The sequence below is a fragment of the Staphylococcus sp. GDX8P80P genome, from assembly GCF_017893095.1.
Lineage (GTDB): Bacteria > Bacillota > Bacilli > Staphylococcales > Staphylococcaceae > Staphylococcus > Staphylococcus borealis.
Genome location: NZ_JAESMI010000063.1, coordinates 1 through 12,155 on the forward strand (window position 1 = coordinate 1; position 12,155 = coordinate 12,155).

The 12,155-nt window shown below is 33.1% G+C and carries 12 protein-coding genes; 10 read left to right on the plus strand and 2 right to left on the minus strand.

The window, feature by feature from the left end; all coding sequences use genetic code 11:
* The first annotated feature begins 187 nt into the window (after positions 1–187).
* The 3 genes from KA858_RS06245 (at position 188) to KA858_RS06255 (ending at position 2,939) form a co-directional block, all read left to right on the plus strand.
* The gene (locus KA858_RS06245; RefSeq protein WP_075109264.1) at positions 188–1,561 is read left to right on the plus strand and encodes an EVE domain-containing protein; all 1,374 of its coding nucleotides are present in this window, start codon (positions 188–190) and stop codon (positions 1,559–1,561) included.
* 294 nt (positions 1,562–1,855) lie between these two features.
* A complete protein-coding gene (locus KA858_RS06250; protein WP_193839094.1) occupies positions 1,856–2,251 on the plus strand; it encodes a thiol-disulfide oxidoreductase DCC family protein in 396 nt (131 codons plus the stop codon).
* 244 nt (positions 2,252–2,495) lie between these two features.
* The gene (locus tag KA858_RS06255) at positions 2,496–2,939 is read left to right on the plus strand and encodes a Dps family protein (RefSeq protein WP_142237146.1); all 444 of its coding nucleotides are present in this window, start codon (positions 2,496–2,498) and stop codon (positions 2,937–2,939) included.
* 301 nt (positions 2,940–3,240) lie between these two features.
* On the opposite strand, the gene deoD is transcribed toward KA858_RS06255, so the two are convergent.
* Complete coding sequence (gene deoD, locus KA858_RS06260; protein ID WP_070855643.1) at positions 3,241–3,951, minus strand: purine-nucleoside phosphorylase; 711 nt, start codon at positions 3,949–3,951, stop codon at positions 3,241–3,243.
* A gap of 166 nt (positions 3,952–4,117) precedes the next feature.
* On the opposite strand from deoD, the gene deoC reads away from it, so the two are divergent.
* The 4 genes from deoC (at position 4,118) to KA858_RS06280 (ending at position 7,692) form a co-directional block, all read left to right on the plus strand.
* Entirely contained in the window at positions 4,118–4,780 is a 663-nt protein-coding gene (gene deoC, locus KA858_RS06265) for a deoxyribose-phosphate aldolase (RefSeq protein ID WP_075109261.1), read from the plus strand.
* A gap of 61 nt (positions 4,781–4,841) precedes the next feature.
* Positions 4,842–6,143 carry a pyrimidine-nucleoside phosphorylase gene (locus KA858_RS06270; protein WP_210135256.1) on the plus strand — a complete coding sequence of 434 codons (1,302 nt, stop codon included), beginning with the start codon at positions 4,842–4,844 and terminating at the stop codon, positions 6,141–6,143.
* An 11-nt stretch (positions 6,144–6,154) separates the two neighbouring features.
* Entirely contained in the window at positions 6,155–7,342 is a 1,188-nt protein-coding gene (deoB, locus tag KA858_RS06275; protein ID WP_075109259.1) for a phosphopentomutase, read from the plus strand.
* The gene (locus KA858_RS06280; RefSeq protein WP_193839097.1) at positions 7,342–7,692 is read left to right on the plus strand and encodes a DoxX family protein; all 351 of its coding nucleotides are present in this window, start codon (positions 7,342–7,344) and stop codon (positions 7,690–7,692) included. Before deoB ends, KA858_RS06280 begins: the two co-directional genes overlap by 1 nt.
* 257 nt (positions 7,693–7,949) lie before the next feature.
* On the opposite strand, the gene KA858_RS06285 is transcribed toward KA858_RS06280, so the two are convergent.
* Positions 7,950–8,420, minus strand: a complete 471-nt coding sequence (locus KA858_RS06285; RefSeq protein WP_210135257.1) for an S-ribosylhomocysteine lyase — start codon at positions 8,418–8,420, stop codon at positions 7,950–7,952.
* A gap of 272 nt (positions 8,421–8,692) precedes the next feature.
* On the opposite strand from KA858_RS06285, the gene KA858_RS06290 reads away from it, so the two are divergent.
* The 3 genes from KA858_RS06290 to KA858_RS06300 all read left to right on the plus strand — a co-directional run bounded on the left by KA858_RS06290 (position 8,693) and on the right by KA858_RS06300 (position 11,979).
* A complete protein-coding gene (locus KA858_RS06290) occupies positions 8,693–9,877 on the plus strand; it encodes a M20 family metallopeptidase (protein ID WP_210135258.1) in 1,185 nt (394 codons plus the stop codon).
* The gene (gene ldmS / locus KA858_RS06295; RefSeq protein WP_210135259.1) at positions 9,874–11,064 is read left to right on the plus strand and encodes an L-aspartate--L-methionine ligase LdmS; all 1,191 of its coding nucleotides are present in this window, start codon (positions 9,874–9,876) and stop codon (positions 11,062–11,064) included. Before KA858_RS06290 ends, ldmS begins: the two co-directional genes overlap by 4 nt.
* 249 nt (positions 11,065–11,313) lie before the next feature.
* A complete protein-coding gene (locus KA858_RS06300; protein WP_107630308.1) occupies positions 11,314–11,979 on the plus strand; it encodes a DUF2750 domain-containing protein in 666 nt (221 codons plus the stop codon).
* Positions 11,980–12,155 lie beyond the last annotated feature (176 nt).

Consider the following 12,155-nt stretch of genomic DNA (forward strand, 5'->3'; position numbering starts at 1 on the left):
CGCATTTCTCTTAGAACCTATTTTTTTGCAACTTATTAAAATGTGATAGAATATAAAAAAATTAAACATAAAATTACGTCGATATGTTAAGATTTAAAGCATAACTTAAGTAACTTTAAAAATTTAAATATTACAATAAATAGGGATACATATTGATTTATAAGAATACATTTAAAGGAGATCCACTATGGAAGAAGAAATAAATTACTTTTGGCTTAATTGTGGCTATACGAGATGGAATCATAACGAGCCTTTAGTAGGTCAAACAACTTTATTTGAATCTGGCGCCCAGTTTAATCCTACCCAAGGTTTTAGAGCTTTTAAAAAAGCCAAAACAGGTGATCAAGTTATATTTTATCAAGTCCAAACGGATACTGGATTACTTGGTATTGGTGAGATTATTAGCGTACAAACAGGCGCTCAAAATAAAATAAGAGTTGAATTTAAATTTAACGAATTATTAAAGCCTTTAACAACAGATTATTTAAAGCGTAGTGAGACACTCGATTTTCGCATGAACAACATGCGTGAAACATTAATTAATCAATTAACTAAAGAAGAATATGATTTAATTGTATCATTAGGCAAAGGCGAAGAAAAACTTCCACGCTATTTCTTCCTATCTGAAACTGAGTCATTTGAGCCAGGTGAATATTATACGATTTATACGCACACTTATAATGGCATCAAACGCAATGGCTATCACTTTTATAATCAATTAGAAGTGGGAGATAACCTTGTATTCTATAATAAATACGAGAATCAGTCAGTGGTAGGCATTGGAGAGGTATCTCGACATATTCATGAGAAACCACCGATTCCAGGTAGAACCAATAGTACAGCCATTGAAATATACTATGATAAACATATTACGCCTGTAACTTTAGGTGCATTGAACAAACATCCTAAGTTAAAAAATCTGTATTTCTTACAAGAAAATGCGAAGCAAGCTATCGCAAGCATGAGCCAAACACAGTATGATGCAATTATTGAAATGAGTAACAATGATGGCATCAAAACGCCTTTTGAAACGATTAAGAAAACAGAAATTGATACAGAACATCATGAAGAAGGTATTAAACCTTTCATATTATTAGTAGTAGAACAACGTGAAGAAGGATTGAAAGCAGCAAATAATTTACTACAAAAGACAAATGCTAACCCTGTGATTACGAGTGGGCATCCAGATTTTACGGAAGATATGTTGTATGGTAAGTATTTACCAAATGAAGCTGGTGCATTATATTATCGTGAAGGGTTTATTACACAATTGATGCCTAAAAATGATAAAAGTTACTTAGTCATTGATAACTTTAATAGAATTGATCCTGACATATTTCAGACATATATTAATGTACTTGAAGGGTATGAAGTGACATTACCTAGATATAATAAAGAAGGACAAATGGTTAAGTGGTCAAGAGAAAAAGATTCATTCTACCATTTCAATCCAAACTGGCATATTATTGGCGTAACATATGATCGATTAGAGGATATTAAACGTAAATACTCAAAACAATTTCTTAAATATACAAGAATTGTTAAAGTAAATCATGAATAAATAAAATGGCTGGAATCCAGAGAACGCCAAGATGAACTATTTTCTATGTTAATAGAAGTTGGCTAATCTGAAACAGTTATCATAGTATGGTTGTTTTAGTTCTAGTGAGTGGACAATGAATTCGAAAGGAATTCTAGTCCACTCTTTTTTATTAGAAATAATATAGATGTAGTCGATTAACTGATTTACAACGGCGTCACTATAAAGTTAAACCTTGTCTGTATCACTTTTAGTGTTTAACATAAGTCAAATCATGGAATATGAATACTAAGAAGTATTGGAAGGTGATAGAAGATGCCAATTATTTATTATGACGGTAATTGTGTGTATTGCTATAACTATTGTATTTGGTTAATACAACATGGACTTCCTAAAAGCTATGAATTTACAACCTTAAAGAGTGAATCAGCACATCATTTATTTGAACAGCATCCAGAAGCATTAAATAAAAACAGCGTTATATTACAACGTGGTCAACATTTAGAATTCAAATCTAATGCTATAGCGAGTCTTATACTTGCAACTACTGATTATAAGTGGTTAGGATTGTTGCTCAAAGTTACGCCACGTCCTATTAGAGATTGGGCTTATAATTTATTTGCTAATAATCGAAATAGAATGTGGAAGACACATTGGCACCAACCTAATGAATATGAAAAAACTTTCTTTATTGACGATAATCGAGATTAATTGATAATTTTTTATTTTAATTGATAATTTCATATACACTAATGATAATAAAATTATTTAAATGATAGTGCAAATTACTTTTCAAATGCAGATGAATGGCTTTTAATATACCATATAAAAGTTTTTAACTTACGCATAAAGTCATCATAAAAAAAGATGAACATATCTATTTACAGATTATAATAATTATAATATAATAATAATTGTAATAAAGAGAAAAAATAGTGATAAACAAGGAGAGAATATAATGAGTCAACAAGATGTAGTAAAAGAATTAAACCAACAAGTTGCGAACTGGACAGTAGCTTATACAAAATTACACAATTTCCATTGGTACGTTAAAGGTCCTAATTTCTTCTCATTACATGAGAAATTTGAAGAGTTATATAACGAAGCAAGTCAATATGTAGATGACTTAGCTGAACGTATTTTAGCAATTGGCGGTAATCCAGTTGGAACATTAAAAGAAAGCTTAGACATTTCAATCGTTGATGAAGCGGGTAAAAACTACTCAGCAGAACAAATGGTAGAAGCATTCTCAAAAGATTTAACAAATATTTCAGAGCAATTAGTTAAATCTATTGAAGTAGCAGGAGAAGCTGGCGATGATGTATCAGAAGATATGTTCATCGGAATGAAAAATTCTGTTGATAAACACAATTGGATGTTCAAATCATATTTAGTTTAATCATAAGGGTGTTATTAAGCACATGACTTTCAATATCGTTCATTGAGATAAGACTTACAATGATCTTAGTAGAGTGATTTGAGTCATGCTCTAATCTTTAAATTTAAGGCACTTCGTTAATTTAGTTTGCTAGTACTTACTAAATGATACGAAAGTGCCTTATTTTTTTAAAATATTTCAAAGTAAAATGATATATAAATACGACGTATTGTAAACGAAAAAACCAGTAAATGAATTTATAAAACTCATTTACTGGTTATTTTGTTAGGGATTATTTCCTAACCTCGTTTATTGTTTATTGTTATTCAGCAACTTCTAATGCAATTTCCATCATTTGCGTAAATGAGTTTTGTCTCTCTTCAGCTGTAGTTGCTTCATCTCTAAGAATATGGTCACTAACTGTAAAAATACCTAATGCTTTCTTACCAGCATTAATTGCATTTAAGTATAAACCTGCTGATTCCATTTCAATACCTAAAATTCCCATTTTTTTCCAATTGTCATTGAACGTTGCATCAGCATTATAGAATGTATCTGAAGATAGTACATTCCCTACATGACTTACTGCTCCAATTTTATCAGCAATATTTTTAGCTTTAGTAATAAGTTCGAAATCAGCGATTGGGGCAAAGTGGCCAGGAATATTAAATTGGTCTACATAATTAGAGTTAGTAGATGCTGCTTGAGCAATAATTACATCATATAAGTTAACATCTTCTTGTAAAGCACCACATGAACCAACACGAATAATAGTGTCAACATCAAAGAAATTATATAATTCATATGAATAAATACCAATACTTGGTATACCCATTCCAGAGCCCATAACTGAAACTTCTTTACCTTTGTAAGTACCTGTATAACCAAACATATTTCTAACTTCGTTAAATTGTTCTACATTTTCTAAAAAGTTATCTGCAATATATTTTGCGCGTAATGGATCGCCAGGCATTAAAACCGTTTTAGCGATTTTCGCTCCATTTGGTTGAATGTGGGGTGTGCCATTTGTCATTAATATCTTCTCCTTATCATGATTGTTAAGATTAAGATAACATTTGTTTAACTTTTTTGCGAATTTTTGTACTATATACATGAGAGGGCTATATTAATATGAAAAGTTAATATTCTAATTTTAAGGAATATTGATTAAATTTAACAACATATTGGAGGAAACTACTATGAATTATGCAAAATTTATTGATCACACTTTATTGAAGCCGGAATCTACACGTCAACAAATTGATAAAATTATTGACGAAGCTAAAGCGTATGATTTCAAATCAATTTGTGTAAATCCTACACACGTTAAATATGCATCAGAAAAGTTAAATGGCTCAGATGTATTAGTTTGTACTGTGATTGGTTTTCCATTAGGAGCAAATACAACTGCTACTAAAATTTTTGAAGCAGAAGATGCGATTAAAAATGGCGCGTCTGAAATTGATATGGTTATCAATATAGGCGCACTTAAAGATGGAAGATATGAAGACGTTCAAAAAGATATTGAAGGCGTAGTTGGCGCAGCTAACGGAAAAACTGTGAAAGTTATAATTGAAACTGTTCTTTTAACAGACGATGAAAAAGTGAAAGCAAGTGAACTAGCAAAAGCTGCTGGAGCAGATTTCGTTAAAACATCAACTGGCTTTGCTGGGGGAGGCGCTACACCAGAAGATGTGAAATTGATGAAAGACACTGTGGGAGACGCATTAGAGGTTAAAGCTTCAGGTGGCGTGCGTAATTTAGAAGATTTCAATAAAATGATTGACGCAGGCGCTACTCGTATAGGTGCGAGTGCTGGTGTTCAAATTATTCAAGGCTTAGAGTCAGATTCTGATTATTAATCATGCAATTGATGTAACAGCACACAGATACAACAGCTTATTTTGAGAGGGGTTCAGAATTATGAGAATGGTAGATATTATTGAAAAGAAACGCGATGGCAAATCATTATCTAAAGAGGAAATTGAATTCTTTATCAAAGGTTACACGGAAGGGGACATTCCTGATTATCAAGCTTCTAGTTTAGCGATGGCAATCTTTTTCCAAGATATGAATGAAGAAGAGCGTGCAGCTTTAACTATGGCAATGGTTAATTCAGGTGATGTTATTGATTTATCAAAAATTAATGGTATTAAAGTAGATAAACACTCAACTGGTGGTGTTGGAGATACGACGACGCTAGTGTTGGCACCATTAGTAGCTGCAGTGGGAGTGCCAGTTGCTAAAATGAGTGGCCGTGGTTTAGGACATACGGGCGGTACGATTGATAAATTAGAATCTATTGATGGATTCCATGTTGAAATCTCTGAAGCGGAGTTCATTAAACTTGTTAATGAAGACCAAGTTGCAGTGATTGGACAAACAGGCAATTTAACACCTGCAGACAAGAAACTATACGCATTAAGAGATGTTACAGGAACAGTTAACTCTATTCCTCTAATCGCATCATCTATCATGAGTAAGAAAATTGCCGCGGGTGCTGATGCAATCGTCCTAGATGTTAAAACTGGAAATGGTGCATTCATGAAAACATTAGAAGACGCTGAGGCTTTAGCACATGCTATGGTTAGCATAGGAAATAATGTTGGTAGAAATACAATGGCTATTATTTCAGATATGAGCCAACCACTTGGTCGTGCGATTGGGAATGCTTTAGAATTAAGAGAAGCGATTGATACATTAAATGGTCAAGGACCTGAAGATTTAACTGAACTAGTATTAACATTAGGTTCACAAATGGTCGTACTTGCTGAAAGAGCAAGTACACTTGAAGAGGCGCGTCAATTGCTCAATGAAGCCATTGAAAATGGTTCAGCACTAGATAAATTCAAAACATTTTTAGAAAATCAAGGTGGCGATGCTTCAGTTGTCGATTCACCGGAGTTATTACCGACTGCCCAATATCAAATTGATTATAAAGCAAAATCAAGTGGTATTGTTTCAGAGCTTATTGCAAATGAAATTGGAGTTGCTTCAATGATGTTAGGTGCGGGAAGACAAACGAAAGAAGATGACATAGATTTAAGTGTTGGCATTGTGTTGAATAAGAAAGTAGGAGACAAAGTCAATGAAGGTGAGTCTTTATTAACGATTCACAGTAATCGTGAAAATGTTGATGATGTCATTAAGAAACTTGACGAAAGTATCGAAATTAAAGCACAAGCAAAAACACCAACATTAATTCATAAAATAATTACAGAGTAGGAGTGTTAAATATGACGACACCATTTAAAAGAGTGCATTTAATTGTCATGGATTCAGTAGGTATTGGTGAAGCACCTGATGCTGCAGCTTTTAATGATGAAGGTTCACACACATTAAAACACACGTTAGAAGGGTTTAACCAATCATTACCTAATTTAGAAAAATTAGGATTAGGTAATATTGAAGACTTACCAGTGGTCAATAAAGTTGAACAACCAGGTGCGTTTTATACTAAATTAAGTGAAGCTTCTGTCGGAAAAGATACGATGACAGGACATTGGGAAATTATGGGACTAAATATCATGCAACCATTTAAAGTTTATCCGAATGGATTTCCTGATGAATTAATTCAAGAGATTGAAGAAATGACAGGTCGAAAAGTTGTGGCAAATAAACCTGCTTCAGGTACTGCAATTATTGATGAATTAGGCGAACATCAAATGAAGACAGGAGATTTAATTGTTTATACTAGTGCAGACCCAGTACTTCAAATTGCTGCACATGAAGATATTATCCCACTTGAAGAATTGTATGATATTTGCGAAAAGGTACGTGAATTAACTAAAGATCCTAAGTACTTAATTGGCCGTGTTATTGCACGCCCATATGTAGGTGAGCCAGGAAACTTTACACGTACGTCTAATCGTCATGATTATGCGCTTAAACCATTTGGTAAAACAGTCATGAACACATTAAAAGATCATGACTATGATGTTATTGCAATTGGTAAAATTAATGACATTTATGACGGTGAAGGTGTAACAGAAGCAATAAGAACTAAAAATAATATGGATGGCATGGATCAACTGATTAATGTCGTTAAAAAAGACTTTAATGGTATCAGCTTCTTGAATTTAGTGGATTTTGATGCATTATATGGTCACCGCAGAGATAAAGATGGTTATGCACAAGCAATTAAAGATTTCGACGAACGCTTACCAGAATTAATTGATAATTTACAAGAAGATGATTTAGTTATTATTACGGCAGATCATGGTAATGATCCAATTGCAGAGGGTACTGACCATACACGAGAATATATTCCAGTGTTGATGTTTAGCCCTAAAATAGATGCATACCATGAATTATCAGGAGATACTACATTTAGTTCAATTGGTGCAACAATCGCGGATAATTTCAATGTTGAATTGCCTGAATTTGGTAAGAGTTATTTAAATGAAATGGGAGTGGAACATTAATGAAAGTATTCCGTTATTTATTAGGTTTAGCGTTTGGAACAGCTGGTGTACTTCATTTTACACATGAACGTTCATTTAGAAATATCGTTCCAGATTATTTACCATTACAAAAAACGGCTGTTTTAGTAACAGGTGTATTTGAGATTTTCTTCGGTATTATGTTGTTATTAAAACGTCCTGCTAATTGGTTAAAAAAAGGTATTAACCTATTCTTATTAGCTGTATTGCCCGCAAATGTTTACATGGCACGTAAAGAATTACCTTTAGGTGATAAACAAGTGCCAAAATGGGCGCTATATTTAAGATTACCATTACAGTTTGTATTAATTGGATTAGTAAAAAAATTATAAAATAATCAGATCAGAGAGCGGGACAAAAATTAAAATAAATTTGTTGTTCCACCCTAGCTAGCTTAGTTCGGAGATTTTCTTCATGAATATCTCTTAGCTGGGGCTCTGACAGCAAAGATGACGTGGTTTGAAAAAATGCTTGATTTAAACGCATTTTCAAATCAGTCAACTACAGCTAAAAGAAAAAGAGGCTAAGACAAAATAAAATGTCTCAGCCTCTTTTTCTTTTTAAATATTCACTTTATGAACGGGTAATATTATTTACCTTCACCATATATATCAGACCATTCATTACGTTTATCAAGAAATGCTTGCGCGATTTCTTTTGCACCTTCAAGTGAATGGCTTGCAGCCCACCCACATTGAACTTCGTTACAAGCAGGAACTTCAGTAGCACTTAACACATCATTTAATGTTTTTTCAATGATATTTAATACATCTTCATAATCATCATGATTAATAAATGACACATAAAAACCAGTTTGACAACCCATTGGACTTAAATCTACAACTTTATCAGTATGATTTCTGATGTTCTCAGCCATTAAATGTTCGAGTGAGTGTAACCCAGGCATTTCCATATGTTCTTTATTAGGTTGTTTGAAACGAATATCGTATTTTTTAATCACATCACCATTCAAACCTTCCATTGTACCAGCTAAACGCACGAAAGGTGCTACAACCTTAGTATGATCTAAATTAAAACTTTCAACGTTCATTTTAGTCATCATAAATCCTCCTATAAGCAATAAATTTAATTATTAAGTTAACGATTTGATTGTATCAATAGTTAAAGGTATTTACAATTTTCAAAATTATAGTCCCGATAGTGGATATGAAATTAAATGAATTGTGAGAAAATTTTGTAAATACATGGAAATCTAATGACAACCATCTTTAAATCCGATAAAATAGGTAATAATTATCTGATGATAAGAAATATAAACGATTGAAGATAGTAGCAAAAACGATTGTCGTAAAAATAAGGGAGTTATGATTTATGAGTAATAAACAAGAAATTTTAGATTATATAGAGAATAATAAATATGATTATGTTGAAATTAGTCATCGAATACATGAACGCCCTGAATTAGGTAATGAGGAGATCTTTGCCTCTAGAACACTGATTGATAAATTGAAAGATAATGACTTTGAAATAGAAACGGATATTGCTGGGCATGCTACAGGTTTTATAGCCACTTATGATTCTGGGCAAGAAGGTCCTACGATTGGCTATTTAGCAGAATATGATGCACTGCCGGGATTAGGTCACGCCTGTGGCCATAACATTATTGGGACTGCTAGCGTACTTGCAGGTTCAGCATTAAAACAAGTGATAAACCGCATTGGGGGAAAGGTTGTTGTGCTCGGTTGTCCAGCTGAAGAAGGCGGCGAGAATGGAAGTGCCAAAGCGTCATATGTTAAAGCTGGCATTATTGATGATATCGACATCGCTTTAATGATTCACCCTGGGAATGAAACCTATCCAACTATTGATACGCTCGCTGTAGATGTCTTAGATATAAAATTCTATGGCAAGAGTGCACATGCTTCAGAAAATGCTGATGAAGCTTTAAATGCACTTGATGCGATGATTTCATATTTTAATGGTGTAGCACAATTAAGACAACACATTAAAAAAAGTCAACGCGTACATGGCGTTATTTTAGATGGTGGCAAAGCAGCTAACATTATTCCGGACTTTACACATGCCCGATTCTATACGCGTGCAACAACACGTAAAGAATTAGATGTTTTAACTGAAAAGGTCAATCAAATTGCGAGAGGAGCAGCGATTCAAACAGGTTGTGATTATGAATTTGGACCGATACAGAATGGTGTAAATGAATTTATAAAGACACCTAAATTAGACGCGTTATTTGAGAAATATGCAAATGAAGTAGGTGAAGATGTCAGTCATGACGATTTTGGTTTTGGATCGACAGATACGGGTAATGTCAGTCATATAGTACCTACGATTCACCCTCATGTGAAAATAGGCTCTAGAAATTTAGTTGGTCATACACATAGATTTAGAGAGGCTGCAGCGAGTGTGCACGGTGATCAAGCGTTAATTCATGGTGCTAAAATCATAGCATTAATGGGATTAGAATTAATTGAAAATAAGAGAATGTTTGATGACGTAGTTCAACAGTACTCTCAAATAAAGGGGCAGTCTAGATGACAATGAACGAAAAAGAACTAAAATTAACTTTAAGTGATTTATATAATGACAATGTTGTGTATAACTCGAGACCATCATATGTTTCAAACCCTTGGCTAAAACCTGAGGAACATCAATCTAATTTCTTAACGGGTCGAGAAATGCTTATTGCAGATTCTATGCCGATGATTGTACATGAGGCAAGTATTACTGATAAATTAGTTCAATTATTTGCTCTAGTCGGAAAAAAAGTTCCAACACATACGTATCAATTTAAAAATCGTGAAACATATGAAGCATTGTTAAATCGAATTGTTCACGAAGAAGGTAAAGCGATTTATTTTCAATATATTCATAGTGATGACGTTGTACCAGATGATTGCTACGCTGTTCAGAAAGAAACATTTGTAGCATTAAACAATAAAGCGCGTATACCAGAGTGGACGAATCATAAATTTTTGCCAGATCGTGAAATTGTATCTATTAATGATTTCAAAGCGCGTATTAAAGAATGGACATTTCCATTTGTTATTAAACCTGGAGACGATTTGCCGACAGCAGGTGGATATGGTGTCATGATTTGCTATGATGAAGCGGATTTGGCTAAAGCCACACAACGTATCTTAGAAGCTAGTGATGCGACTGATAACCTAATTATTGAACAGAAAATTGAAGCGGTTAAGAACTATTGTGTGCAATTTGCTTATTCTGAAGATATTGGTGTGACCTATTTAGGTACAGCACATCAAATTACAGATAAATATGGATTTTATGCAGGTAATGAAAATGTTCATAATGTTCCACAACAAGTAATTGATGCCGGTCGAGAAATAATGGAAAATGGTGTGAAACTCGGTTTCTTTGGTGTAGCTGGTTTCGATTTACTCCTAGATAAGAATGACGACGTTTTTGCAATCGATTTAAACTTTAGACAAAATGGCTCTACAAGCATGCTATTATTACAAGAGGAACTGAATTCGACCTATCAAAAATTTTATAGCTACTTCTCTAATGGTGATAATGAGCATTTCTTTAATACTATTTTAAAATATGTTAAACAAGGCGTATTGTACCCATTGTCTTATTACGATGGAGATTGGTTTGGAAAAAACAAAGTTAATTCTCGCTTCGGTTGTATTTGGAGAGGCGAATCAAAGGAATCTATTGAGAAGATTGAACAATCTTTTTTAGCTGATCTAGAAAAGTAATCATTTATTAAATATACAATCGTAAGTCGACAAGAAGTGTATTGTTTAAAATAAATATGAGTTATGAACTAGAGTTGAGTAGGCACGCGTATTAGCCTTTTCTCAACTCTAGTTTTATTTTAGATTCAAAACAAGAATGTTTTAAATGTACTATCTTAATAACATCATTTTCGATACAGATATTTGACGGCTTAAGTATTGTCATTTACTATTTTAATTGTTACCAAAATAGAAATGGAGGGTTACGCATTGTCTTACAAGAATGAGACTTATTTTAAAGATGTGCTGATTAATGAAACGTTTTATGTTGCTAGCCAAAATAAAAAATTAATCAGAATAAATAGTAATGATCAAAATCATGTCGGTGTTTGGACTCAAGAAGGACAAGCAGAAGCGTATTTAAAGCATTCATCAATAGACTACGATCGTGTATTAACAATTGATGTGGATACATTCGTTACCTATGAATTGGATGACTTATTTGATGAAAATGATCAAGTTGTTATTAATCAAACAGCTGAAACAGAAGGACAGATTGTTAACGTTGTACAAATGACTGACGAATTAATGTCAGAATTGGATAAAATTCGCATTAAAGAATTTGTGAGGGATGTAGCCAAAGAAGACCAAGTATTCGGCTTAACGAAACAAGGTGAAAGTCACTTCATATTAATCAGTGATGATAAAGAAGAAAAACCTCAAATTATGCCTGTTTGGAGTTTAAAAAATAGAGCGCTTAAAGTTCGAGATGAAGACTTTGAAGAGTGTGAGTTAATTGAAATTGAAGGCAGCGTATTTAGTGATTGGTTAGATAAATTACGTGATAATAATCAAGCTGTTGCCATCGATTTAAAACCTGGTGTAGTTGGAACTGTTGTTTCAGCTCAAAAATTATCAAACGAATTAACGTTTTAATTTGAATTATGTAGTCATTCGTTTCTTTTAGTCTTTATATATATTTAGGTATTACATAATTGATTAATTAAATAAAATGGAAGAGGCTGGGACAAAAATAATATAATGAAGCTATTTAGCAAATTCGCAGTAGCTGACTGAACTGAGAAGGCGCTTAAATCAAGCTTTTCTCAGTT